Annotated in this window: 21 protein-coding genes; 11 read left to right on the top strand and 10 right to left on the bottom strand. The window is 45.4% G+C overall.

All coding sequences use genetic code 11. The annotated features are described in order from the left end of the window. Window positions 1-142 precede the first annotated feature (142 nt). The gene (locus L5L97_RS01575) at window positions 143-1,954 is read right to left on the bottom strand and encodes a M61 family metallopeptidase (protein ID WP_263180918.1); all 1,812 of its coding nucleotides are present in this window, start codon (window positions 1,952-1,954) and stop codon (window positions 143-145) included. A 134-nt stretch (window positions 1,955-2,088) separates the two neighbouring features. Between L5L97_RS01575 and L5L97_RS01570 the strand changes: the two genes are divergently transcribed. From L5L97_RS01570 to L5L97_RS01550, 5 genes are all read left to right on the top strand, one after another. After that, complete coding sequence (locus L5L97_RS01570; protein ID WP_219250139.1) at window positions 2,089-4,251, top strand: tetratricopeptide repeat protein; 2,163 nt, start codon at window positions 2,089-2,091, stop codon at window positions 4,249-4,251. Between the two features lie 151 nt (window positions 4,252-4,402). Further along, the gene (locus L5L97_RS01565; RefSeq protein WP_113941035.1) at window positions 4,403-5,959 is read left to right on the top strand and encodes a GGDEF domain-containing protein; all 1,557 of its coding nucleotides are present in this window, start codon (window positions 4,403-4,405) and stop codon (window positions 5,957-5,959) included. Between the two features lie 56 nt (window positions 5,960-6,015). Continuing rightward, window positions 6,016-7,371: a nucleotide 5'-monophosphate nucleosidase PpnN gene (gene ppnN / locus L5L97_RS01560; RefSeq protein ID WP_263180917.1), complete on the top strand. Its 1,356-nt coding sequence runs from the start codon at window positions 6,016-6,018 to the stop codon at window positions 7,369-7,371. A 21-nt stretch (window positions 7,372-7,392) separates the two neighbouring features. Beyond that, complete coding sequence (gene xni / locus L5L97_RS01555; protein ID WP_263180915.1) at window positions 7,393-8,199, top strand: flap endonuclease Xni; 807 nt, start codon at window positions 7,393-7,395, stop codon at window positions 8,197-8,199. 110 nt (window positions 8,200-8,309) lie between these two features. Further along, window positions 8,310-8,732, top strand: coding sequence for a DUF3192 domain-containing protein (locus tag L5L97_RS01550; RefSeq protein ID WP_219234256.1), 423 nt, complete (start codon window positions 8,310-8,312; stop codon window positions 8,730-8,732). Window positions 8,733-8,831: 99 nt separating this feature from the next. On the opposite strand, the gene L5L97_RS01545 is transcribed toward L5L97_RS01550, so the two are convergent. Next, window positions 8,832-11,666, bottom strand: a complete 2,835-nt coding sequence (locus tag L5L97_RS01545; protein ID WP_263180914.1) for a prolyl oligopeptidase family serine peptidase — start codon at window positions 11,664-11,666, stop codon at window positions 8,832-8,834. A gap of 254 nt (window positions 11,667-11,920) precedes the next feature. On the opposite strand from L5L97_RS01545, the gene L5L97_RS01540 reads away from it, so the two are divergent. Then, complete coding sequence (locus tag L5L97_RS01540) at window positions 11,921-12,928, top strand: isocitrate dehydrogenase (protein ID WP_113941031.1); 1,008 nt, start codon at window positions 11,921-11,923, stop codon at window positions 12,926-12,928. A 220-nt stretch (window positions 12,929-13,148) separates the two neighbouring features. On the opposite strand, the gene rlmM is transcribed toward L5L97_RS01540, so the two are convergent. The 4 genes from rlmM to L5L97_RS01520 all read right to left on the bottom strand — a co-directional run bounded on the left by rlmM (window position 13,149) and on the right by L5L97_RS01520 (window position 16,399). Then, on the bottom strand, window positions 13,149-14,234 hold the full coding sequence (gene rlmM, locus L5L97_RS01535; protein WP_011846285.1) for a 23S rRNA (cytidine(2498)-2'-O)-methyltransferase RlmM: 1,086 nt from the start codon (window positions 14,232-14,234) through the stop codon (window positions 13,149-13,151). Between the two features lie 177 nt (window positions 14,235-14,411). Next, a complete protein-coding gene (locus L5L97_RS01530) occupies window positions 14,412-14,804 on the bottom strand; it encodes a DUF423 domain-containing protein (RefSeq protein WP_011918954.1) in 393 nt (130 codons plus the stop codon). 28 nt (window positions 14,805-14,832) lie between these two features. Continuing rightward, window positions 14,833-15,507 (bottom strand): alpha/beta family hydrolase, encoded by a 675-nt coding sequence (locus tag L5L97_RS01525; protein WP_263180912.1) that lies wholly within the window; start codon window positions 15,505-15,507, stop codon window positions 14,833-14,835. Further along, a complete protein-coding gene (locus L5L97_RS01520; protein WP_105249769.1) occupies window positions 15,488-16,399 on the bottom strand; it encodes a transcriptional regulator GcvA in 912 nt (303 codons plus the stop codon). Before L5L97_RS01520 ends, L5L97_RS01525 begins: the two co-directional genes overlap by 20 nt. Before the next feature lie 227 nt (window positions 16,400-16,626). On the opposite strand from L5L97_RS01520, the gene L5L97_RS01515 reads away from it, so the two are divergent. Beyond that, window positions 16,627-16,863, top strand: a complete 237-nt coding sequence (locus L5L97_RS01515) for a hypothetical protein (RefSeq protein ID WP_028760686.1) — start codon at window positions 16,627-16,629, stop codon at window positions 16,861-16,863. Window positions 16,864-16,998: 135 nt separating this feature from the next. On the opposite strand, the gene thiI is transcribed toward L5L97_RS01515, so the two are convergent. The 3 genes from thiI to pomA form a co-directional block, all read right to left on the bottom strand. Next, window positions 16,999-18,453 carry a tRNA uracil 4-sulfurtransferase ThiI gene (gene thiI / locus L5L97_RS01510; RefSeq protein ID WP_028760687.1) on the bottom strand — a complete coding sequence of 485 codons (1,455 nt, stop codon included), beginning with the start codon at window positions 18,451-18,453 and terminating at the stop codon, window positions 16,999-17,001. Between the two features lie 450 nt (window positions 18,454-18,903). After that, window positions 18,904-19,830, bottom strand: coding sequence for a flagellar motor protein MotB (locus L5L97_RS01505; protein WP_113941028.1), 927 nt, complete (start codon window positions 19,828-19,830; stop codon window positions 18,904-18,906). Window positions 19,831-19,833: 3 nt separating this feature from the next. Further along, complete coding sequence (pomA, locus tag L5L97_RS01500; protein ID WP_173497062.1) at window positions 19,834-20,601, bottom strand: flagellar motor protein PomA; 768 nt, start codon at window positions 20,599-20,601, stop codon at window positions 19,834-19,836. A 314-nt stretch (window positions 20,602-20,915) separates the two neighbouring features. Here pomA and xseB point away from each other — a divergent pair, with 314 nt between their 5' ends. From xseB to dxs, 3 genes are read left to right on the top strand one after another with little or no spacing between them, the layout of a single operon-like run. Continuing rightward, window positions 20,916-21,155, top strand: a complete 240-nt coding sequence (gene xseB / locus L5L97_RS01495) for an exodeoxyribonuclease VII small subunit (RefSeq protein ID WP_006080884.1) — start codon at window positions 20,916-20,918, stop codon at window positions 21,153-21,155. A gap of 2 nt (window positions 21,156-21,157) precedes the next feature. Beyond that, window positions 21,158-22,039 (top strand): (2E,6E)-farnesyl diphosphate synthase, encoded by an 882-nt coding sequence (ispA, locus tag L5L97_RS01490; RefSeq protein WP_263180911.1) that lies wholly within the window; start codon window positions 21,158-21,160, stop codon window positions 22,037-22,039. Window positions 22,040-22,060: 21 nt separating this feature from the next. Then, the gene (gene dxs / locus L5L97_RS01485) at window positions 22,061-23,929 is read left to right on the top strand and encodes a 1-deoxy-D-xylulose-5-phosphate synthase (protein ID WP_168823303.1); all 1,869 of its coding nucleotides are present in this window, start codon (window positions 22,061-22,063) and stop codon (window positions 23,927-23,929) included. Window positions 23,930-24,056: 127 nt separating this feature from the next. Here dxs and grpE read toward each other — a convergent pair whose 3' ends face one another. Further along, window positions 24,057-24,677 carry a nucleotide exchange factor GrpE gene (grpE, locus tag L5L97_RS01480; RefSeq protein WP_028760692.1) on the bottom strand — a complete coding sequence of 207 codons (621 nt, stop codon included), beginning with the start codon at window positions 24,675-24,677 and terminating at the stop codon, window positions 24,057-24,059. A gap of 100 nt (window positions 24,678-24,777) precedes the next feature. On the opposite strand from grpE, the gene nadK reads away from it, so the two are divergent. Continuing rightward, the gene (gene nadK, locus L5L97_RS01475; protein WP_081729057.1) at window positions 24,778-25,656 is read left to right on the top strand and encodes an NAD(+) kinase; all 879 of its coding nucleotides are present in this window, start codon (window positions 24,778-24,780) and stop codon (window positions 25,654-25,656) included. Window positions 25,657-25,744: the final 88 nt, after the last annotated feature.

The following is a 25,744-nucleotide window of genomic DNA, read 5'->3' as shown; positions in this document are numbered from 1 at the left end:
GACTCGCTTGTTAGACTGAGCCGTACAAGATAAGAAAAGGCGCCCCCATCAAAATAATGGTTGCGCCTTTTTTATGACGATTTCACTTTAGGTGGCTTTAAGACAAAGGCATTTAAATGCTAAAGATGAAGCCCTAACCACATTAAGCTTTAATCGCTAACTCGCCTTTATTGTCAAACGGCCAATCAATGCCTAACCAAGTCTTGAAGAAAGCTTTTTGCTGTTTAGTCGCTTTTGCATCCCCCTTGAGCACTAGCTTACCGCTTTGCTGCTCGCCAAGGATGAGCTGTACGTGCTTGATTTTATCGTTGCTAAATAATACCACCTCTACACTATCGCCAACCTTAAAGTCTTTGATGCGCTTATAGAAACCCGCAGCAGTCACCTTGAGACCATTAATCGCTAATACTTCATCCCCCGCAACTATGCCCGCTTGCCAAGCAGGACCATTACGCAACACTTGGTCTAACACTAAAGAGCCATGGGTACTCCTCAAGGTCATTCCCGCAAATGCCTCAGCTTTTGAATCTTTACCATAGGACAGATTTAACCCTGCCTGTGATAATAACTCTGGGAAATCTAAACTCATGGGACGATTCACATTGGCTTGCCACCAAGGTGCATAATCTTTGCCGGATAAGTCTTTAAGAATATACTGAACATCACTAACACCATAGCCTTTTGGTACGCGATGTTCTTGATATAAACGACGGTGCACATCGCGATATGAATACTTAAGTTCGGAGTCTTGCAGTAATGAAAAATCTAAGGCTAAAGAGGTTAAGTAACCCTCTGAGTAAATATTTACACTGTGGTTAATAGCATAATCGCCACCGATGCTGCTCCACTCCCCTGCACTCGCCTCTGCCACAGATTGAGTTTCACGACCTGGATTGAGTTGGTTTTTCTCGACGCGCTTGGCTAAATCTTCGAGGAACTCTTTAACTGTTATGACTCCAGCCCGCAACAGCAACTGATCTTGAAAATAACTGGTAGAACCTTCAGCCATCCACAGTAATTCCGTCATGTTTTCATGTTGATAATCGTAGGGAACTAATCCCTCGGGACGATAAGCCTTCACGTTCCAGGTATGGATAAACTCATGGGATGCCGTGCTAATAAAGCGCAGGTAGTCCTTGCGTTCACGGAAACTAAAGCGCGGCAGCTGAATGACAGTAGAGTTTAAATGTTCAGTCGCACCACTGGCACCACTCGTTGCATGTACCATATAAACATAACGATCAAAAGGATAATCATCCCAAATCACCTTGGCTTGACCGCTTAAGGCTTTAAGATCTTTTACTATTTTATCCGTGTCATAGTTACCTTCCCCCCAAAACACCAATTCATAGTTTTTACCATTAGCACTAAATTGTTTATGGGTACTCACACCAGTTTCAATCGGGGAGTCGATCAACACATCATAATTAGGGGCAATAAAGGAATGAGCGGCTTTACCCGATGACATCCCAGAGTAACTTTGCCAATTTTTAGGTACTTTTAATTCTACGGATATTGGTTCAGAGCGAAATTGCGGACTGTACATGAACACACCGCTAGCATCTAAATAGGCATGGCTCGCGTCAATATGGCGCACCCTTTGGCCTAATTCATTAGCATACAATTGATAACTGACGGTAACACGGGTTGGCTGCGTGAGCGCCACTTGCCATTCACCGCTCGCGGTGCGCTTCCATTGCAGTTCATGACCTTGACTATCTTTAGCACTAAATAAGCGCACACCATCGGCCAAAGGCAATACTTGATATTTGCCCGTCCGCCACACAGGGAGATTCACCGTAAAATCGTTCGTCTTCACTTCAGGAAAAGTGACACTCACTTGGGCAATATGGTGTTCGGGTTTAATAAGGTCGATTTGGTATTTCACATCGGCCAATACTTGACCCGAAAATAATGCGCTTAATATCAAGATTGATAGTCTGTTGGGTTTCACTCTTGCTTCCTTCTGTTATTATGCTTCTTATGATTTTTCCAAGTATAACAAGTCGATGTAGCATCCTCATTAGGCGCTAACAAAAGCTAACAAAATAAGTTCCTTGACTAAAGGAATGAGGAATCACAGTTCAAATGCAAAAACTCACGGTTATTTTATTTACTTTGTTGCTGTCACTGCCTTTTACAGTCCAAAGCCGAGATCTCGAAGCGGATGAGGTTGAGTTAAGAGAATCACCGCAGCAAATGTATGATGCGCTCAACAAAACGATTTCCTTTCCCCTCGCATTTCAAAACCGTGACCAATTTGAGCGCGCAGCCCAAGAACAAGGCTACAATCCACTCGAATTTGAACAGATTTTGTATTTACTGGCCCGCCTCAATATGGAGCCGAACGTTAAAACCAAGGTCGATTTTCAAAACGCAAAAAGCTTGATTGAACTCCTATCGACTGCGGCGCAATCGCCCTATGAACTTGCCATGGTCGCCATGTTAAATGGCCGTTACCTTGGCCGTACGGAACAGAAATATCAAGAAGCGATTGGTCTTTATAACGAAGCGCTCACCCGCATCAACGACAGCTATGACATCGAAGCATTGATTCTTAAACACAATATTCATGAACATCTAGGTGGCTTACATTTATTGATCCGCCAGGAAGTGCCTGCACTGATGCACTTCCACACATACCGCGACATTGCCTATAAACTCAGAAACGATTACTTAATCGCGGCGGCTGAAGCGAGGCTTGGCTTTTATTACAATTTTAATCAGCAGCTTACAAAATCACTACAGCATTATAGTGAAGCGATTCGGATCTCCAATCGTTCTAATTACCCTTCAATGAAAACCAATCTGCAATTGCAACTTTCTAAGGTATACCGTGACTTAAAGCAGTGGGATGAAGCGCTTAAAAACGCTCATGAAGCCGCGGCTGGCTTTAAAAAGATGGGCAATGACACTTATCTTTCAAGTTGTATGACAGTGATCGCTATGGTCTATGGCGAACAAGGGGATTGGCATAAAGCGATTGATTACTACCTAAATGCCCAGCAATTAGATGCAAAACGCGGTAACTACATCGCACAGGGGCTTAATTTCCATAATTTAGGACAAGCCTACTCAAATATTAAAGACAATGTTAACGCCCTAAAATATTTACTGATGGCCAATCAAATATTCAAAGAAAAACAAAGCCATCACTATCAAGTTTATAACGAACTCTTAATTGGTGAAATCGCCCAAACCAACCAAGATTGGCCGCTGATGATGGCCCATGCCGATATCGCATTAGCACTCGCGGTCGATTTAAAACTGGTCGATGAACAAAAATCCGCACTCACCCTTATCGCCTCGGCGGCGCAAAAATTAGGTGAATTATCAAAAACCATCGATGCCCAAGCCCGTATCATTGAGCTAGGTAAAAAGCCAGCTGAGACAGATAAAGACTCCCCAGTGTCGGCCTCTGCCCTTGCAGAGCAACAACTTAAACTTGAGCTCAACATGCTACAGGGAAAACTCGTTGAGACAGTGAAAGAAAGCAACAACACTCACACGCTACTGCTCATTTGCAGCCTTATTGCCGGACTCTTGCTGCTCGTGATTATTTTCATGCTACAAAATCGTCGCAAAATAACAGCTAAAAACGCGGCATTAACTCAATTAACGCTACAGGAACCCTTCACTCACAATTTAGGATATGCCGCATTATTAGCACATTTAAGCCATAATCAAAGTCAGGAATCCACAACGGCACTCGCGATTATCGCCTTCCCCACCCAACTTACGGCGGATCTGGACTATGGCCAATATTTTAGTGATGCAGTAACAGCGCAAATTGCCAATCATCTAACGGATGCACTCGCAGCATCTGTTTATGTGGTACGCCAAGGGGTATTTGCGGTTCGTTTCACGCAACCTATTGAGCCGACACAAATACTCAGCCAAGTACGCCTGAAACTCGATCAACAGCAAATCACACATCATTTCCGTCTTGGCTTTGCGCATTTGCCACTTTTAGCGAAATCAGAAATTAAAATGGCCGCGAAATTAAAATTTGAAACAGTGCAGATGGCGCTTGCCTGTGCCCGTAGTTTAGGTGGTAATAACGACTATTATGTCGCTCTCAGAGCCCTCGACTTTGTTCCTTTGAGCTTATTTGCAAACCCGTTATTTTTGCACCTTGAAAAAGGCATTGAGCGTGGATTAATCAGATTAGAGACCAACGGCAATAAAGAGGATATTCGCTGGCCTTGCTGGGAAAATAACCAAGATAGGCAATTACTGGAAAATATTTGATCAATATCGGTAATTAATCACAGAGTCACTGGTAAATCGCATTTGCACTCTACGCCCAGTGTTATAACATTAGTATCATATGAGTTAACAGCTAATCTGGACATAGGATGGTCATGTTTTTTAGCCTTGCAGAGTTAGGACAATACTCAGGATGAAGGATTCAAGCGCTACAGTTTCACAACTTGCCTTGCTGCAACAGAAACTCCATTCGGCCAAACTTGCCCTTGATGAAGTTAATGAAGATAGAAATGCAAAGTTACAGACATTACTCCAATTTATTGGTCACTTAAGCCTCGCCTGTAAAGGGCAAAATCTTGAGCTGGATAATAAACTCGCCAAACTTCGCCATAACTTAAATACGTTTGAGCGAGTCGATGAGGCATTGCCAGAATTAGTTGATGTCGAGCGCCTGCTAAAAGGCCAATATCACCATGTGATGGTACAACTCGAAGAGAGTCGTACTGGTTTGTCACAGGTGATCCGTCAGATCCAACGCGTTAACTCTGCACCTGAAAAGCTCAAAAAAGAAGTCAATTACTTCAAGCAAGATCTGGCTAAACCTTTTCATACTGTGTGGGAATATATACCTAAAGTTAAGCAAATCATTGGCTTCTACGAAACCATATTACAGCTACAATTTAGCGAATCTGAAAAACTTGATGTCTTACCAAAGCACAGGCAACTAGCCCATGAGCTGGCGCAGATGATTTCGGAAATCGAGTTCCGTAAAGATCAACGTGACCAAGTATTAGTGATCAAAGAAGTACTCTCTTCTGAGATTGAAGTTGATAGCTTGCTCGAAGCCTACCAAACCATTTTAGCATTATTGCTTGATAACATCGCCCGCGAGAAATCGGCATCCCAAGAGTTTTTGTTTGCACTCAATGATGCCTTAACCGCGGTGCGTGAGGTGGTGAGCGAATCTTACAATCACAATCAACGTAGCTTCCAATTAAAAACCCAGCTAAATCGTGAGATTAACACCCGCGTCGACAACGCCGGTGAAATCATTATCGATGTGGAAGACGTCGTTGACCTTAAAGCTCAACTAACAGAGCAACTTAACTCTATCCGCTCGGCATTAGCCCGTAAAGAAGCCCTAGAGCAAAGAGAGCAAGCTCTGCTGCGCAAGTCGATGGAGACAATGCGCAAAGAGCTTAATGAGTTAAGTAGTGAGGCTAACACCTACAAAGAGCGTTTGTTTGAACAACAAAAACTCAACTTACTCGACAGCTTAACTCAATTGCCTAACCGTGCGGCATTAGAAGAGCGCATGGAGCTAGAATACCGTAACTATCAACGACATAAGTCCCCGTTGTGGGTTGCCGTTGCCGATATCGATCACTTCAAAACCATCAACGACAGTTTTGGTCACAGCACAGGTGATAAAACCTTGCAAGTTATAGCAATGGCATTGAAAAACTCCCTGCGAGATACAGAATTTGTAGCCCGCTATGGCGGTGAAGAATTTGTACTGCTATTACCTGATGTGGCCCCTGCTGATATCGCTCAACTTTTAAACAGAGTGCGCGAGAAAGTAAAAAATATTCCATTTAAATTTAAAAATCAGAGAATTACAGTTACAGTATCTATAGGGGCTGCGCAAGTTATGGGAAGTGAACTCATACATGAGACCTTTGAACGCGCCGATGCAGCACTCTACAAAGCGAAACACGAAAGCAGAGACAGGGTTGTGATTGACGTATAATTAAGCCCCACTATACGCCTCCTCTAATCACTCCTGTCATGACGAAGGAGTGGTAAATGATAGTAAAAGTCAGCCCAAAAGGCAGCATGGATCAGCTTTCGCAACTTGAAGTTGATCGACTCAAAAATAGTGCCAAAAGTGCCCTATACCAACTGTACCGCAACTGCTCCTTAGCAGTGCTTGCCGCGGGTTTAAAAACCGACAACTCTAAAGCCCTATTCGAGCAATACCATGATTTCGACATCAACGTTCTACAACGGGAGCGTGGTGTAAAATTAGAACTGATCAACCCCCCCGAACAAGCCTTTGTCGATGGTCAAATTATCACGGGAATTCAAGAACATCTATTCTCAGTCTTACGCGATATCCTTTATATCAGTGATAGATATGACTCACTAAAACACATTAATCTGACCAATGCCCACCATATCACCAATGTGGTGTTTGATATTCTGCGTAATGCGCGGGCGATAGCACCGATGAAAGACCCTAATGTGGTCGTCTGTTGGGGAGGACACAGTATTAATGCCAGCGAATACCAGTACACACGTGAGGTAGGTTATCAACTTGGCCTGAGGGAATTAGATATTTGTACTGGCTGTGGTCCTGGCGCGATGGAAGGTCCGATGAAAGGTGCGGCGATAGGTCATGCCAAACAACGGATTAAAAATGCACGATATATTGGTTTAACTGAACCAAGTATTATTGCCGCCGAACCACCGAATCAAATTGTCAATGAACTGGTGATCTTACCCGATATAGAAAAGCGCCTCGAAGCTTTCGTGCGCTTAGGCCACGGCATTATTATCTTCCCTGGCGGTGCTGGCACGGCTGAAGAATTGCTCTATATATTGGGTATTTTACTTAACGAAGAAAACCAACAAACGCCTTTCCCGCTGATACTCACAGGCCCAACGGAGAGCGCAGATTACTTCATTAAGATTGATGAGTTTATTGCCTCAACCTTAGGACCCGAAGCTCAGAAAAAGTACCAAATTATCATTGATAATCCCACTGAAGTGGCACGCATCATGAAGCAAGGAATGGAGCAAGTAAAAGCCTATCGCCGCTCAACAGGTGATGCTTACCAATATCAGTGGGCACTGAAGATTGAGTCTGAGTTTCAGTTACCTTTTATCCCAAGCCACGAAGTGATGGCAAACTTAGATCTACACTTCCAAACCAACAAAGCCGAACTTGCCGCCAACCTGCGTAAAGCGTTTTCGGGTATAGTGGCGGGTAACGTCAAGTCGGAAACAATCAAGCACATAGAGCGTGATGGCCCCTTCCAATTAAAAGGCGATCCTAAGCTCATGGATATGATGGATAAACTCTTAAGTGCATTTGTACAACAACAAAGAATGAAGCTTCCTGGAAGCGCCTATATTCCTTGCTATCAAATAGTGAAATAGAGAGCGAAGCAACAACACCCCATGAACAAGTTTTTAATCATCGATGGTCTCAACTTGGTTCGCCGCATCTATGCGGCGATCCCCAATGAATCCGATATGCAAAGCCTCACAGAGCGCGTCAGTTTAGCGTGCACTAAACTGCTGCGTGTGCATCGCCCAACCCATGTAGCTATCGTGTGGGATGGGGATGAAGTCTCATGGCGTAAACAGCTTTACCCCGATTACAAGAAAGGCCGTAAACCTATGCCGGAGCCGCTGGCAAAAGGCCTTGCTGCGCTGCAAGATCACTTAACCATGATGAACATTGGCTCTATTTATGCGGCGGCTGAAGCCGATGATGTGATTGCCACTCTAGCGATAAAAACCGCCAAAGCGCAGGGTGAAGCCATAATTGTGTCCACCGACAAAGGTTTTAGTCAGCTCAATCATCGCCAAATCAGCCAGTGGGATCACTTTAATCAGCAGTACTTAGATATCGCTGTATTGGAACAAAAACTCGGTGTCGAACGCAGTCAATTTCTCGACTTGATGGCATTAGCGGGCGATAGCGGTAATAAAATTCCCGGAATTGCAGGCATAGGCCCTAAATCAGCCGCCGAATTATTGAAAACCTTTAGAAGCTTACCAACCTTGTTTTCATCGCTATCTAACTTAGGTGCTAAACAAGCCAAAAAACTTGCCGAAGGTAAGGAGATGGCAAGACTCAGCTATAAGCTCGCACAGTTACAAACAGACCTGCCACTCAATATTAATTTAAAAGATTTTCGCGTGATGAACTCATTACCTGATAATAACTGCCTGCCTGAAAACCCAATCAATCCAGCCTAAACATCTGTTAATATAAAGTTGCAATTAACGCATTTACCTTAGAACAACAAAAGCGTATTTTATGGACGTAATAACGTGACTCATTTAATGAGGTAAAGGAATAACTGTAAATGAAATCAAAAGTTTCGGTAATCATCGGTAGCATTTTCGCCGCCTACGTCGCCTTTGTCGCTGTGGTGGTACTCGTTTATGAACCTACGCCAGATGACATGAGTTGGGAGGACCGACAGTCCTATAACAGCCAAAAAATGAACGAGTTAGCGCTAGGGCAAAATATCGTTTCAGTAAAACAGTTACTAGGTAAAGCTGACTTTTCAGAGGCCAAAGCCGTAAAAGAAACCAAGCTACAGGTGCTCTTTTATCGCACTCACCATGAAAAATCAGACGGTGTGACCACGAAAGAGGAATGTACCCCACTTATTTTTAAAAATGATCAATTGATTGCTTGGGGTCAAGATACCTATAAGCAATATCTCGATGCAGATACTGACACAGCCCTCAACTCTGCCCAAGAGACATTAACCAGTAAATAAATACGACTGACAGTTAAATAAAAACGCCACCGAATCGGTAGCGTTTTTATTTTGACAATCAATGAATTGACTCAATTGTAAAACAACTAAGCCAATTTCCTATTCATCATCGGCCTTATACTCAACATAGGCTTCACCTTTGCTGAGCCATTCTGGCGCAGGTTTTCCCTTCAGATAATGGTCGAAATATTGCATCATGCGAATGCTGTAATCGAGCTTGTTCGGGTACTTTTTCAAGTGATGCGGCTCATCCTCGTATTGCAAGAACACCACCTCTTTACCCGCACGGCGCATGGCTAAGTACATTTCAACACCTTGTTCCCAAGGCACTGCATCGTCCTTATCACCAAACATGATCATCAAAGGCGTTTGAATACGGTCAGCATAAAATACTGGCGAGTTTTCAATATACTTTTGCGGCGCGGCAAACAAACTTGCGCCAATACGACTCTGTCCGGTTTCATATTGGAACTGACGCGCAATACCTGTGCCGTGGCGAATACCGCTATAGGCACTGGTCATGTTCGATACTGGAGCACCTGCAACCGCCGCCTTAAACATCTTAGTTTGAGTAATGGCAAACGCCGTTTGATAGCCACTCCAAGAATGACCTTGCAAACCAATAGCATCGGGATCGGCAATGCCTATCTCAATCAGCTTTTGCACGCCAGACGTGAGCGCTTGTACTGAGCTCGCCCCTGGGTAACCAATTTCAAAGCGAATGTCCGGTAGGAACACCGCATAACCATTATTGATGTACCAAGCAAAGTTAGGTCTGTGGTTAATGTTCATCTGCGGAAAGGCGTGCAGTCTATCCGTCATAAAGCGATAGTAATAAACCAGTACAGGATAGCGCTTACCCGCTTGATAATTCGTCGGCTTGATCAGCACGCCATCTAACGGTTTACCATCGCCATTTGTCCAGTGAACTAACTCGGATTGGCTCCAGTTAAAGGCTTGACGCTGCTTATCTAAATCGGTTTGCTTAACTGCATTTTGCGGTGCGCTATAGCTGGTCGTATATAAGTCAGGGAATAAGTCAAAACGCTCCTTAGAAAACACGATAGTATCGCCGTCTTTACTGCGGCCTAACACGGTCAACTTATACTCGCCTTGCATCAGCGTTTTCACGCCCGCTTCGCCCAAGGTGGCTTGATAAAAACCATCGGCCTTGGTTTTATCACTATAACCGTGGAGTAACACAGTGGCGTTATAGGCAAGCTCTGTCGGCTCATCGGGATTATCGACTAAGCCCTCAAGGCGATATTGAATTTTCTGGGTACGCCCTTTACCTGCGGTTAAGGCAAAACCCGCCTTAGATTCGGTATTAAACTGCCAAACATCGTATTTGTCGTAAACCAAGAAACCTGCATCATTTTTAAGCCAAGGACCAAAACCATATCCTGGAGCACTGGATGGATAATCGTGGTCTTCATCGGCAAAACTGACCTTTAGGGATTTTGTAAGATTAGTACGACGATCCTCTGCAATATCATAGAGATACACATTACCTTGCTGATAATAAGCTACATACTTGCCGTTACCCGACAAACTTGGTTCGGCATCGCTCGGCTGCTGAGTCAAAAAAGGCACCTTACTGCCAGTGTTAATGTCGACCAGATAATAGTCTTGATAGAAGCCCGCCCACGTCGCCATCTTGCGATAGGGCAAATCTGAACTCGCCAACATAAAGCGCTTATGTTGCGAAATCGTCACATCTGGCACAGTTTTATCGCCAAGCTGCACCACGTTATTTGAGCCTAAATGCAATACCGCAAGGTAAGTCCGTTTTTGCTCATCATCATATTGCTTGATTTCGTGGGGTTTAATCCGTGGGTCGTCACCATGCCATACCTTAAGCCCGCGCTGTCCGGTAACAATATCGGCATTAAACAGGTCTTTTTCTTCGGTGATTTTCTGCAAACTAAGCTGCTGGCTCACCTCTGGCACACGGCCGAAGAACAGCCGTTCGCTGTCCAATGAGAAGCTTAAACTTGTGTGGCGATTAAGTTTCCACTCAGGTGACTCAGGAGTTTTGCTGATTTTACCCGATTGCAAATCGACCAGCGATAACTGATAGCTTCGACCATAGGGCAACTCGCTATCTTTGCCCTGCGTAAACGCCAGCCAACGACCATTTTTAGCCAGCGCTAACGCACCAACCTGTTGGCTAGGCGAATCAAAAACGACAGTTTTTTGGTGGGTATGTAAATCCACTAATTGCAATTGATGCTGTTTATTGGCGATATCATTCACCGCTAACGCAAGTCGGCGGCTCGCCTTATCAAACACATAACCTGTCACTTGCTCAACATCGATGCGCTTAGTTTGATCGTCTAAACTGATCAAACTAAAACGGCGGCCTTGGTCAAACTTATCAACCTTTGGCTTATCCGCTTTCGCTGGGGTTTGTGTGCCTGCTTCAGCGAGTTTTTCGCTGGCTTTAGGCTCAGCATCTTTTTTGGACTCTTCATCAGCCTCAAACCAAATCGCCAGATGCTTACCGTCATCACTGAACACAAATTCCTTCACACGCTCGAAGCGAGTTTGCGTGCCAGTTTGAGTATCGAGCAACACCATGTCGGACTTAAGTTTTTTCTTCGCCTTGGCATCACTCGTTTCACGCGTGAGCAAACTCGGTTTAACCACCACAGCTACATAACGACCATCGTGGTTCACCAAGGGATCTGACCCCCCCGCGATTTGATAGCTTTGCTGCGACAGGACATTTTTCACAATGACGTGACTATCCCCGCGATCGGGCGCAGACTCGACCGCGATGACTTGCCCCTTATCTGAGATAACCGGCTTTTCAAGGGATTCAAAATGCATAATGTCTGTTAGGGTGAGCGGTTTAGTGCTGGTTTCAGCCTGCACTGCTGGCAATATTCCAAGGGATAACAAAACCAGAGATGTGATAGGGATTAACTTCAATGTCTTCCTCTTTTATATATTTGTTAGACTAAAGTAGACTTTTTTAACCATTGGCTCTCCATCATGGTGAGAACCCAGTATTTTTACAAGTTATACCACATAAAAAATCGTGATATTGCTCACTATTTCCTGTGAAGTTTGACCAAAGATGGTTAAAATAATAGGCAGAAAAAATACCAAATTCATAGTCCTGCTATCCAGTTAGCACTGGGGCAGACAATTGCAGTAACGACGAACCGTGGAAGGACTTCTCCATGTCAAAAAGAACGATAACCGTAATTCCAGGTGATGGAATTGGCCCAAGTATTATTGATTCAGCCTTAAAAATTCTTGATAAAGCGGGCTGTGATTTTGAATATGAATTTGCCGATGCCGGCCTGACTGCACTTGAAAAGCAAGGAGAGTTACTGCCAGCACGCACTTTAGAACTCATTGAAAAAAACCGTATCACGCTGAAAGGGCCACTGACGACTCCCGTTGGTGAAGGCTTTACTTCTATAAACGTAACCTTGCGTAAGAAATTCGGTCTGTATGCTAACGTACGCCCAGTACTGTCTTTCAAAGGTACCCAAGCCCGTTACGAAAATATCGATATCATCACAGTACGTGAAAACACCGAAGGCATGTATTCTGGCCATGGTCAAAAAGTGTCTGAAGATGGTTTAACAGCAGAAGCAACCAGTATCGTCACTCGCCAAGGTGCTGAGCAAATCGCCACTTTCGCCTACGAACTAGCTCGCAAAGAAAACCGTAAGAAAGTCACTATTGTACACAAAGCTAACATCATGAAGTCAACGTCAGGCCTGTTCCTGAAAGTGGCCCGCGAAGTGAGCCTACGTTACCCAGACATCAAGACAGAAGAAATGATCGTCGATGCAACGTGCATGAAGTTAGTGATGAACCCAGAAAACTTCGATGTGATCGTGACGACTAACCTATTCGGTGACATTTTATCGGACCTGTGTGCCGGTTTAGTGGGTGGTTTAGGTATGGCACCTGGCGCAAACATTGGCCGTGATGCTGCGATTTTCGAAGCCGTTCACGGTAGTGCGCCTGATATCGCTGGCAAAAACCTCGCAAACCCAACCTCAGTGATTTTAGCGTCTATCCAAATGCTGGAATACTTAGGTATGGCTGACAAAGCTGAGCAAATCCGTAAAGCGGTATCTGCAGTGATCGAAGAAGGCGACCGTACGACTCGCGATTTAGGCGGCACTCACGGCACGACTGACTTCACGCAAGCTGTGCTTGAGCGTCTGTGATCTCAATGCTAAGCGCGTTTAAGACGAGCCTATAACGCGCGTTTTCAAGTAAAAGCTTAAAAGAAGCAAGCGCTTGAAACTCAAATGAGTAAACACGAAAAAGCCCCAAAGTTTCCTTTGGGGCTTTTTGTTATCTAGCTTTTAAACCTGCGTGGCTTTATACCCGCGTGACAATTACCATTCTAGCGACAACAAGCTCACCGCAGGGTTAGCACTGGAATTAATTCCAAGCGGTATTAGGGCGTAGCCATAAATGCACTGTCACTTCATCACGGTCGTGATAAAGATGCTTACACTGCACTTTAAAATCAGTCACGCCATTCTCTTTAAGAATCGTCTGCATGGTCTCAAGGATAGCAGTCACTTCTTTATAGCGGCTCTTCATCGGTAATTTAAGGTTAAAAATCGCTTCCTTAAACCAACCGTTAATCGCCCAAGCTTCAATCAGTTCGGCAACACGCGCAGGTTTCTCAACCATGTCGCACACCAGCCAATAGATATTTTTACGTTGCGGTTCGAAACGGAAACCGTCTTCACGGTAATGTTTCACTTGGCCCGTTTCCATCAGTTTTTCATCCATAGGGCCATTATCAACTGCCGACACAAACATGCCGCGACGCACCAGTTGATAAGTCCAGCCACCAGGGCAAGCGCCCAAATCCACTGAGTTCATGCCACTGCGAATACGCTCTTCTTGCTCTTCCTTAGGCACGAATTGGCCAAAGGCTTCGTCGAGTTTCAGACTTGAACGACTCGGTGCATCCGCCGCCATTTTAAGGCGTGGAATGCCCATAAAATGTGGCGAACTGTTATTACTGTAGGAATAACCCACATAGGCACGGCCGGGGCCAATAAAACACACGTGGATAATCGGACGTTTGGGATTTTCCTGCGCGAGCAAACTGCCCGATTTTTTCAAATGCTGGCGTAAAGGCACAGTGAACTTACGGCAAAAAGCCGAGAGCTCTTTCGCTTCGTTAGTGTCAGGTGTTTCAACCCGCACTTCACCCGCTTTGCTGACGTCACTGAGCGCCGCAACGATTGGGCTTATTCTGTCATTTTCAGGCAAGTCAACTAACAAGTCGCTAGCAGCAAACATCTGGCGGGCGAAAATGAGCGAATCTAAAGGTAATTGTTTGACTAACGTATCAGCAGCGTCGTCTTCAAAACATTGGTATACAACATAAGCGTCGTTATTGTTGGCCTTAACAAAGCCACCCACATTGAGCTCACCGGCTCGCTGTTGGATTTCTGCAGCGCATTCTTTTTCAAAGCCTGCGCGGCAAAATAAAAATAGGTTTTTCATGGGGATCCCTGAGAAATCCAAGCCAAAGCATTGGCTGACTATCGATTTGGGCGCCAGTATACCAATTTCAATCCACAAATGCCCTATTTGCCTACTGCTGAACCTTGAATTGCGATTAGAGAAATAAAAAAGGCTTAGGTGCGCCCTAAGCCTGTTAACTCACATAAGCATCAGCGATTAAGACTCATGGCCGTCGATAACTTTGTGACGCCATACCGCGGCGGCAAATAATAACCAACCGAGTAAAAAACAACCACCACCCATAGGCGTAATAGGACCTAACCACTTAGTCCCAAACAAAGCCAGTCCATATAGTGAGCCTGAAAATAGTACTATGCCTGCGACAAAGAGATATGCCGACCAGTCCAGTAAACGCGAGGTTAACCATTGGCCCGAGAAGGCAACCATGATGAGGGCAAAGGTATGGTAGAAATGATATTGCACACCTAAGTTAAAGACTTCAATTAAGTTTGGTGGCGCGACCGCTTTTAAACCATGGGCACCAAAAGCCCCTAAGGCGACGGCTAAGAATCCGCTCACGGCGGCGAGTAACAATAGACCTTTACGCATTTAACGCTCCTGCTGGAATGGGATTAACTCATTCAACATTTATTCGCTCAACATCAAGCTCACGAATAAAATCACTTGATAAATCAATAGCACGTGCAAGGTTAGCGGCTTCACTGGTGCCTGATGACTTTCTTGGGACAAAACTATGATCGCCATCGGTTATCCAAGCCAATCCTATCGCAGCTTTCAAGGGCCAGCTTGGGATCTGCGCTTTGCCACCAAACTTATCCCGCTCACCCTGTACGACTAATACTGGGACTTGGCATTCATTCAAAGGTTCCAATCTAGGCTCGCCGCCTTTGAGTGGCACAAAAGGATAACCTAAACAAATCACCCTATCGATGTGCGCCGCTGATGTAGGATCGCAGGCTAATAGGGCCGCCATACGACCGCCCATGGATTTCCCCATTAACACCACACGTTCAACTTGTGGTTGTGAGTGGGCGATATCGAGCATCTGTGTAAAACACGCGAGCAATTTAGGCGCACGGTCCGGTGGACGCCGTTTACCATCTACAGCATTCGCCTGCATATAAGGAAAATTAAAGCGCATCACTCGGAAGCCCTGAGCAACGAATCCCGCCGACATGGCCTGCATAAAATCAGAATCCATGTTAGCACCCGCACCGTGGGCCAATAAAATCAAAGTACTCGCAGGCTCCCCTTCTAATACATAACTCGGCTTATCCGGGCAACAACTCACTGCGAGACTCCTCGGCAAACATGTCTAACATCCATTCACGAAACGCCACCACTTTACCCAGCTCAGCATGGTTTTGCTGGCAAACTAAGTAGTAAGCATCTTTACTGACCAAGACTTCTTGGAATGGGCACACAAGCCGCCCAGCTTTGATATCGGGGCGTGCCAGCACGCTGTAACCCAGAGCAACCCCTTGACCGTGGGCCGCCGCCTGCAATACCAAAGACGAATGACTGAAAATAGGTCCTTGATTCACATTAATATCGGTAATGCCACATTGCCTAAACCACGCCTGCCAATCGTGACGATTCATATCATGTAATAGCGTGTGATACTTTAAATCACTCGGTTTTGAGAGTGGTTTAGGACCGTTGAGCAACATGGGCGAACACACGGGAATAAGCACTTCGTTTCTGAGCTTATCCGCACGTAGCCCAGGCCAATTACCTAAGCCATAATAAATAGCCACATCCACATCATCGGTTAATGAACTCGCTTCGGTATCAACGGCCTTAATTCGCACATCGATATCGGGATTTTTCTCACTGAATTTAGCCAAACGTGGCACTAGCCATTGAATCGCAAAACTGGGTGACATACTGACCGTCAGCGAACCAATCGCACTGCGGGCGAGTAATCTGTCGGTGGCATCGGCAAGCTGAATAAAGATATCTTTGATGTCGAGAAAATAGCTTTGCCCTTCTTCGGTTAATAGCAAAGAACGGTTCTTTCGACGAAATAATTTTAATCCGAGGAAATCTTCTAATGCCTTTATTTGATGGCTCACCGCAGCCTGTGTAACAAACAATTCTTCCGCTGCCCGCGTAAAGCTCAAATGCCGCGCGGCTGCCTCAAAAGCTTTAACCGCATTAAGCGGTGGTAATCGTCTCGACATAGTGATCTCAGTCTCGTTTTTTAATTAGTTTTTCTAATCCGTATTGTTACATTTAATCGTTTGTAAAGGCCAGCGTTTTTGGTTAAATTTTGCGCCAATGAAACAGCTTATCAACGAAACACCAATAGCGATGAAACATCCATAGCTATGAAATACCTAAGTTAGACAATCTCAAAGTTGATGATGGGAATGTCTGACAGCGTTAATTTGTCAGCCCGGAGGCGACTATGTTCAATTTAAAATCGGCGTTTGCGTTAATATTAGTCTCAGCACTCAGCTTCAATGCCAGTGCAAATGTACTCGTTGACGAAATCGTCATTGACACAAGCGACTTGCAAGCCAATATCACTGCAGATTTAACCGCTGCAATGAATAAAATGCACCAAGAAGTGCTACAAGAAGCCACTCTGCTGATTGCCACAGACGATGTCGCATCTCATCAGCAAGTCGTTAAAGCCGAATAACCTAAACGACACTGAAACTCAGGTCGCGCTCAGTAAGAGCAAAGAAAAAGCCGCATTAATATGCGGCTTTTTTGTACTTAAATAGCAAATCAATCCCACTGACGATATACGGCAATGGGCAGGTTTTCGCCCGACTTATGGACGATACACTTTCACGTTCGTGTAGCCTTGCTCGATTAAATACAATGCCTGCAATTTACTCATCACCCCACGCTCACAATAGAGCAAATAAGTCTTTTGCTTATCGAGATCGGCAAACTGAGTCGCTAACTTGAAGAATGGGATGCGCTTTATCTCAATACCTTCAATTTGCAGCGGTTTGCTTTCCTCTTCTTCAGGAGCACGAATATCAATGACCACTTGGTTAGTATCGATACTGGCAACCGTTTCTGTCTCAGTAATCCGAGTATCCATTTGTTCTGCGATCTCCCTGATATCGATAGTGACAGATTGGGCGATGATCTGATCGATCAAATCCTCAGAGAACTTTTTCTCTTCCGCTTCAACCTTAGCTAATACCGCTTTTACCGTCGGCTTTTGCGAAATTACGCCGCAATATTCAGGCATTGATTTAGCAAAATCTTCGGTGCCGATTTTACGGCTCTCGTTGATAATGTCTTGCTTATCCATGGCGATTAAGGGACGTAGAATCAATAACTCAGTACAACGGTCGATGACGTTTAAGTTGGTCAGGGTCTGGCTAGACACTTGGCCTAAACTTTCACCGGTAACTAAGGCTTGAATGCCCATACGCTCGGCGATACGCGCCGCGGTACGCATCATCATGCGTTTCAATACAACGCCCATTTGACCGTTATCGATACGCTCTAAAATCTCAGCAACCACAGGCTCAAAAGGCACAGAAATAAACTTCACTTTGTGGGATTCACCGTAGGTTTTCCACAAATGGTAAGCCACTTGTTTTACACCAATTTCGTGCTGTGCGCCGCCCAGATTGAAGAAGCAGTAATGGGTACGAGCGCCTTTTTTGATAAATTGATAGCTAGATACGCCAGAGTCAAAACCACCCGAAATCAAGGACAATACATCTTCCTGTGTTGCCATCGGAAAACCGCCTAGACCTTCAATACGCTTAGTCACCATATAAAGATTATCGCGCTCAATCTCTAAATTAACGGTAATGTCCGGATTCTTTAAACGCACGCCCAGCGCATCAGTAAACTGGTTTAAGCCACCACCGACATAACGTTCAACTTCAATAGAATTAAAATCATGATCGCCAGTACGCTTGACTCGCACGCAGAAGGTTTTACCCGCGAGTTGGTCACGGTAAACAGGCAAGACTTGCTGATAAATATCATCAACAGATTCAAAGCTGTACTCATCCACTTGCACTACGTGTGCAATGCCAGGAATACACGCCAGACGCTCACCGAAAGCTTGGGCCAATTCAGGCTTATCCTTTGGTACCATCACCATAATGCGGTCCCATTGACGCTGCACTTTTGCATCTTCGTCAACTTTTTTAAGCACATTACGGATGTTAGTTTCGAGCATTTTGGTGAAGCGCATGCGTACAGGCTTGCTCTTCATCATGATTTCTGGATACAGCTTTACAATAAACTTCATGGGATTTCCGCGGGCAATTTTAAAACAGCAAAATTGGTTAAAAGAATAATCGGGGGATTATATACCCAAGCAACCTAAAAAGGCGAGTTTCAGCGCACATAGCCAACAGCGACACAGGCCAAATTTGTGGCGTATTCATCGCGTATTAATGACTAAATCACGGCAGCTAATTAGGCTGAAATAATGTCACTAAAGCCTATTCGAATGGTGTGAATTTCCCTGCTTAAAATAAGTGATTTGAGATAAATTATTAACAATAAGTCGTTGAGGGATGGTCAAGGAAACTTAGGGATTACACACTCAATGTGATTAACGTAAAGCCCAAATGGATTTAAATCAACCACAGTGATTTGATGCATAACACGTTAACTAAAAGGGAAAAGTCCACATTAGCTCAATAAAAAAGCCGCAAGATTATTGCGGCTTTAAATTGGGAGAGTATCTAAACACTTAAGGCGAATTACCGATCTGAATTTCTTCAGACTCCTTAGCTTTACCTTGCTCAATAGCAATTTCAACCCTGCGGTTACGGGCACGATTTTCCGGAGAATCGTTAGGCACAATCGGATTGTTAGACGCCATACCAACCACTTTCATTCGATTAGAATCAAAGCCGCTGACCTGTACTAACTCATGGGCCACTGCCACGGCACGTTTGCTGGATAAATCCCAATTAGAACTATAGAGCTCATCGCTTATTTGCATATCATCCGTGTAACCTGACACTGTGATGACGCCTGGCACATCTTTTAACAATTCGCCGACTGAGCGTACCACAGGTTTAAATCGAGGCTGCAGGAAACCTGAGCCAGAAGCAAATGAACCCTTCTCACGTATACGAATAATAATCTGCTGACCTAATGACTCAATTTCAATCGCTCCATCGGTAATCTCTTTATTGAGCTCCTGCGCCATCTTCTTCACTTGCTGATTGATCTTTTCTTGCGCCGCTGCCGCTTCCGCTTTAACCGCATCGGCCACTTCTTGCGCCGTAGCACTCGCTTCGCCACCCCGCTGAGAACCATTTTGCTGCTGCACGCCGCCCGCACTATCGTCTTCACCCGCTTGGAAATCCAATACAGGTTCAGTCATTTCATTCGTTTGCTGGTTAATGATTTCAATCGGAGTCGGATCGGGGCGTCCTGGTCTAAATTCTAAGGCAATGACAGAAGTCCCTTTCGGGATATCTTTAACTTCCACCTTATTTTGCACACCAAAGGCATACTTCATTGAGCCCGCGATCTGCTTAAACTTCATCACGTCCATTTCAGAAAATGACAATAACAATACGAAGAAACACATCAACAGCGACATCAAGTCGGCAAATGTTGCCAACCAGAGCGGTGCTCCGGGCGGTGGACAATTGCACTTAGCCATGGGCTACTCTCCGTCCGTTGTATCGATTTTACGATTTTTTTCAGCGAGATAATTTTTCAAAAAGCCTTCAATCACCCGCGGGTTTTGTCCGTCTTGAATCGCCAATACCGCATCCATAATAAGGTTACGATTGAGCATTTCCTCCCCCATCCTGAGCGTTAGCTTATCCGCGATAGGAAGACAAACCATGTTAGCGACCATAGCGCCGTATAATGTGGTTAACAACGCAACAGCCATCGAAGGACCAATAGATTTAGGATCCGCCATATTTGATAACATGGCCACGAGACCAACGAGTGTGCCTATCATCCCCATAGCTGGCCCAACATCACCAAAGGCTCTAAATATGCCAATCCCCGTCCGATGACGTTCTTCCGTTAGAGCGATATCCTTCTCTAGAGCTGCACGCACTACTTCACCATCATGACCATCGACCAACATATCGACAGCCTTTTGCATAAAAGTATTGCTAATTTGCGCTTCTTCTAATGCCAAAAACCCCCCTTTACGGGCAGCATCCGCCATAGTCACTGACTGTTCAATCAAGTCTTCTGGTTTATCAATCTTAAATACAAAAGCTTTCAAAGCAATTTTAACGGCGCTTAAAAACTGTTTAAGAGTGAACTTCATCATTACCACGAAGAAGGACCCACCGAACACAATCAGGATCGAGGGCACATCAACGAAAATCATCAAGCCGCCACTGGTCACCATAGCGCCGAGAATAAAACCAAAGGCTCCCACAATTCCGATTATTGTTGCTAAATCCACAACGGCTCCTCAATTTTCGTAATAGACGACATAATACTTACTCTGGGTAAGCAAGAACACTCAGTTATTCTACCGAATAAGATAATCCCACCGACACACATACGAGCCTTGTTTATCCAGTTAAAAATTACCATACAAATGATGATACTATTGTCAGTTATCGGACACACACTAAGCAAGTTTAGCGACAATTTATATTTTCTGGAAAAATTTCAGTAACAAACCGTGCTATTGAGCAAATATCTTTAGTCTGAATTTGACCCTTACGCCGCCCTGATATACCTTGTGTCCGCTAAATCAAAGGAAACCTGAACGTGGCGAAGAAACCCGAAAATCTTAGTTTTGAAGAATCCCTTGGCGAACTTGAACGCATCGTTGCCGATCTAGAACAAGGCGATATATCCCTCGATGACGCGTTAAAACAATTTGAACGTGGCATCAATCTCGTTCGAAATAGCCAAGCAAAACTCGAACAAGCCCAACAAAAAGTGGCCATTTTACTGAAACAAGATGAAAATGCGCCCCTATCCCCCTATGCCGTTGAGGGCGAATAAGCGTGTTAGTCAGTACCATTCAAGAATATCAACAACGAGTTGATGATCAATTAAAACAGCGTTTTAGTACGCTTGAAGATACAGCTCTCCAATTAAAAGCCGCTATGACTTACGGTGCCTTATTGGGAGGGAAGCGCATTCGACCGTTCCTCGTATACAGTGTGGGACGCATGTTTGGTGTCGAACTCGAAAAGTTAGATGCTTGCGCCGCAGCTATTGAATGTATCCATGCTTATTCATTAATCCACGACGATTTACCCGCCATGGACGATGACGAGCTCCGCCGTGGCCAGCCGACAGTGCATATCGCCTTTGATGAGGCGACGGCCATTTTAGCGGGGGATGCTCTGCAAACCTTAGCCTTTGAAATTGTCACCGAAACCGTACCAGGGATCAGCAGCGAACAACATATCGCTATGGTAAGAGTATTGGCCAAAGCCTCAGGTTATCGTGGTATGTGTGGAGGTCAAGCGATAGACTTAGCCTCGACCGATAAACATATTGATCTTAACGCGTTAACTCAGCTACATAATATGAAAACTGGCGCCCTTATCAGCTGCGCCGTTGAGTTAGCTTTGATCGCCGCAAACGCGCCAAAAGATCAGTATGCTGCTATGATGGATTTTGCCCGTGCGGTCGGACTCGCCTTCCAAGTACAAGACGATATCCTTGACATAGTAGCCACCACCGAAGAGCTAGGTAAACCGCAAGGCTCTGATACTGAATCGAATAAGAGTACGTTTCCACAACTACTTGGACTACAAGGTGCACAAGACACCGCCAAACAACTGATCCAAGAGGCACTATCAGCGCTGGCTAAATTGCCATACAATAGCCAGTTAATTGCAGACTTCGCCCGCTATATCATTGAGCGAAGAATATAATAAGAGTCGAAGTATCTCGCTATGAGTTTGGACATTTCTCAGTTTCCCGTGTTGGCGCAGGCCAACACCCCCAATGAGCTCCGCCAGCTTCCTCAGGCACTTTTACCACAAGTAGCCGATGAACTGCGCGAGTTCCTTCTTAAGTCTGTTGGCATGTCCAGCGGACATTTTGCCTCTGGGCTCGGCACAGTAGAACTCACTGTGGCACTGCACTATGTCTACAATACCCCCTTTGATCGACTGATCTGGGACGTAGGCCATCAAGCCTACCCCCATAAAATTCTCACGGGTCGACGTGACAAGATGCACACCATTCGGCAAAAAGATGGCTTACATCCTTTCCCATGGCGTGAAGAAAGTGAATACGACACTTTCAGCGTTGGCCATTCAGGCACGTCGATTAGCGCCGCGCTGGCGATGGCGATAGCTGCAGAAAAAGAACAAGCAGGTCGTAAAGTTGTAGCTGTGATCGGCGATGGCGCTATGACTGGCGGCATGGTGTTTGAAGCCATGAACCACGCGGGCGACTTGCACAATGACATGCTCGTGGTACTGAACGACAACGAAATGTCGATTTCAGAAAATGTCGGCGCCCTCAACAATCATTTAGCACAACTGATGTCAGGCCGTTTCTACACCACACTGCGCGAAGGCGGCAAAAAAGTGTTAAAAGGTATGCCAGTCATCAAAGAAATGGCCAAGCGCACTGAGGAACACCTCAAAGGTATGGTCGTTCCTGGCACTCTATTTGAAGAGTTAGGTTTCAACTACATAGGTCCTATCGATGGCCATGATGTAGACGCTCTGGTCGAGACCATGCGCAATATGCGTAATCTGAAAGGTCCACAGGTGCTGCACATCATGACCAAAAAAGGTCGTGGTTATGAACCTGCTGAAAAAGATCCTATCGGTTGGCATGCTGTGCCTAAGTTTGACCCATCACTCTTTAAAAAGCCGGCCACCAAACCCGGTTTACCGACTTTTTCTCAAGTCTTCGGTAAATGGTTGTGCGACATTGCCGAACAAGATGAGAAAGTGTTAGCGATTACTCCTGCTATGCGTGAGGGTTCTGGCATGGTGGAGTTTTCCCAGCGCTTCCCGAAACAATATTTCGATGCAGCGATTGCCGAGCAGCATGCCGTCACCTTAGCGGCGGGTTTTGCCTGCGAAGGTTTCAAGCCTGTAGTCGCGATTTACTCGACTTTCCTGCAACGCGCCTATGATCAGCTTATTCACGATGTCGCACTACAACAATTGCCCGTATTATTTGCCATTGACCGTGGCGGTATCGTCGGTGCCGATGGTCCAACCCACCAAGGTGCATTCGATTTAAGTTTTATGCGTTGTATCCCTAATATGGTGATCATGGCGCCGTCCGATGAAAACGAATGTCGTCAAATGCTCTACACAGGCTATTGCTATGATGCGGGCCCAAGTGCGGTGCGTTACCCAAGGGGTAGTGCCACGGGAGCGATGCAAGTCGAGTCCATGACTGCGTTGCCAATTGGTAAAGGTGTCATTAAGCGCATCGGTAAGCGTATTGCCATACTTAACTTTGGTACCTTGCTCGCATCAGCATTAACCGCTGCCGAAAGCTTAGATGCGACGGTTGTCGATATGCGCTTTGTGAAACCACTTGATGTTGATCTGATAAAAGAAATGGCACTAACCCATGAAGTGTTAGTCACTGTGGAGGAAAATGCCATTATAGGCGGTGCGGGTGCCGGAGTGCTTGAACAGCTTCAAAAGCTAAAAATGCCTAAAGCCGTACTCCAAATTGGTTTGCCAGACGAGTTCATTAAACATGGCTCGCCAGAGGAAGTCATCCACGACTTGCAACTGGATGCCGAAGGCATACTGGCGCAAATCAATGCTTATCTAGCGCAATAGGCTGAACTTGCTTATCTCGTTAAGACGCTAAATGTTATCAATAAAAAATTCCGCCCATAAAAAAAGGACTGCAATTGCAGTCCTTTTTTGTTGCTGTCTTTTATAACAGCGGCTGATCCAATAAAGCTTAAGCTTCGATATCTATCGTTGCGCTTTCTTGGTTAGGGCCACCCTGTGACACCATCACCATAGCAGGGCGCAGCAAGCGACTGTTCAGCTCATAACCCTTTTGCATCACCAACATCACAGTGTTCGCAGGGAACTCGGCGCTTGGCTGCATGCCAATCGCTTGATGTTGGTCAGGGTTAAATGACTGACCTTGTGGATCAATTTGCTTAACACCAAATTTAGCCACCGCAGTGAGTAAGCTTTTTTGAGTTAACTCAACACCTTGATAAATCGCTTTCGTCGCTTCATCTTCTGGGTTTGTACCCATTAGCGCGCGCTCCATGTTATCAAGCACAGGCAAAAGCTCATTGGCGAACTTTTCCAAGGCAAACTTGTTCGCCTTTTCCACATCCATTGCGGCACGACGACGAATGTTATCGACCTCGGCTGCGGCGCGGATGACTGAATCCTTCTGCTCTTCAACTTTCGCCAAAGCTTCAGCGAGTAACTGTTCCAGCTCTTCAATACGGAAATTGGCCTGGGTAAGCTCATCGATCAGACTTGCTTCTGCGGTAGATACTTCAGACTCTACACCCTCTTGGATCAGATCCTGTTCTGCTTTAATCGATTCGTTGCTCATTTTCACTCCAGCTAAAAATGCTTTGTTTCTGAAATACTCTGGGCATATTATGGGGATCAATTTTGACGTTTCAAGGCCTAAGGCCAGATCTAGCATAAATATGACCACAAAGTTTCATACTATCGGCCTTATCGGCAAACCTCACCACCAAGGGACCAACCAAACCTTAAAGCGTCTGCATTATTGGCTGACAATGCAGGGCTTTGAAGTCTTAGTGGAAGAGCGTGTTGCTACCGAATTAGGACCCAATATCATAGCGGTCGATTTACTAGAAATTGGCGCGCGTTGCGACTTAGCCATAGTCGTCGGTGGTGACGGTAACATGCTCGGCGCGGCAAGGGTATTAGCCCGCTTCGATTTAGGCGTGATTGGGGTTAACCGCGGCAATTTAGGCTTTTTAACCGATCTGCCGCCCGATGCCTTCGAAGAGGCGCTCGCCAAGGTACTCGATGGAGAGTTCGATACCGAGCATAGATTCTTACTCGAAGCCGAAGTCTATCGCCACGGTATGCTCAAGGCGAGCAACACCGCCGTCAACGAAGCCGTACTTCATCCGGGTAAAATTGCCCACATGATTGAGTTTGAGGTCTATATTGATGATCAGTTCATGTACAGCCAACGTGCCGACGGCATGATAGTGTCAACACCGACCGGTTCAACGGCCTACGCCCTCTCCGCTGGCGGTGCTATCCTGACGCCTAATTTACAGGCCCTAATCTTAGTACCTATGTTCCCGCACACTTTGTCGTGCCGCCCGATTGTTGTCGATGCGTGCAGCACGATAAAAATGGTTGTGTCACCTGAAAATGGCGAAAACCTCGAAGTCAGCTGTGATGGCCACGTGCATTTAGCCGTGTTACCCGGCGATGAAATCATAGTGCGCCGCAGCTCTGAACGTTTACGGCTTATTCATCCTAAAGGACACAACTATTTCCACGTGCTGCGGACCAAATTAGGCTGGGGCAGCAAGTTGTTTTAAGTCTGTATCTGTTGGCTAAATCACCAATAAAAGAGACATATCACGTCTCTTTTTTATTTTGTAAATTTAACCTAGAAAGTTGCGATTA

The organism is Shewanella sp. SM71 (genome assembly GCF_025653905.1).
GTDB lineage: Bacteria > Pseudomonadota > Gammaproteobacteria > Enterobacterales > Shewanellaceae > Shewanella > Shewanella oncorhynchi.
The sequence above is the reverse complement of the archived record's forward strand: the minus strand, read 5'-3'. Positions and strand labels throughout refer to the sequence as shown.

Bases quoted from the DNA above. Each gene is read 5' to 3' on its own strand.
- L5L97_RS01565 (WP_113941035.1), top strand. From the start codon at position 4,403: ATGAAGGATTCAAGCGCTACAGTTTCACAACTTGCCTTGCTGCAACAG.
- L5L97_RS01520 (WP_105249769.1), bottom strand. From the start codon at position 16,399: ATGTCGAGACGATTACCACCGCTTAATGCGGTTAAAGCTTTTGAGGCA.
- rlmM (WP_011846285.1), bottom strand. From the start codon at position 14,234: ATGAAAAACCTATTTTTATTTTGCCGCGCAGGCTTTGAAAAAGAATGC.
- thiI (WP_028760687.1), bottom strand. From the start codon at position 18,453: ATGAAGTTTATTGTAAAGCTGTATCCAGAAATCATGATGAAGAGCAAG.
- L5L97_RS01570 (WP_219250139.1), top strand. From the start codon at position 2,089: ATGCAAAAACTCACGGTTATTTTATTTACTTTGTTGCTGTCACTGCCT.
- ppnN (WP_263180917.1), top strand. From the start codon at position 6,016: ATGATAGTAAAAGTCAGCCCAAAAGGCAGCATGGATCAGCTTTCGCAA.
- L5L97_RS01540 (WP_113941031.1), top strand. From the start codon at position 11,921: ATGTCAAAAAGAACGATAACCGTAATTCCAGGTGATGGAATTGGCCCA.
- L5L97_RS01550 (WP_219234256.1), top strand. From the start codon at position 8,310: ATGAAATCAAAAGTTTCGGTAATCATCGGTAGCATTTTCGCCGCCTAC.
- L5L97_RS01530 (WP_011918954.1), bottom strand. From the start codon at position 14,804: ATGCGTAAAGGTCTATTGTTACTCGCCGCCGTGAGCGGATTCTTAGCC.
- L5L97_RS01515 (WP_028760686.1), top strand. From the start codon at position 16,627: ATGTTCAATTTAAAATCGGCGTTTGCGTTAATATTAGTCTCAGCACTC.
- dxs (WP_168823303.1), top strand. From the start codon at position 22,061: ATGAGTTTGGACATTTCTCAGTTTCCCGTGTTGGCGCAGGCCAACACC.
- nadK (WP_081729057.1), top strand. From the start codon at position 24,778: ATGACCACAAAGTTTCATACTATCGGCCTTATCGGCAAACCTCACCAC.
- L5L97_RS01505 (WP_113941028.1), bottom strand. From the start codon at position 19,830: ATGGCTAAGTGCAATTGTCCACCGCCCGGAGCACCGCTCTGGTTGGCA.
- grpE (WP_028760692.1), bottom strand. From the start codon at position 24,677: ATGAGCAACGAATCGATTAAAGCAGAACAGGATCTGATCCAAGAGGGT.
- xni (WP_263180915.1), top strand. From the start codon at position 7,393: ATGAACAAGTTTTTAATCATCGATGGTCTCAACTTGGTTCGCCGCATC.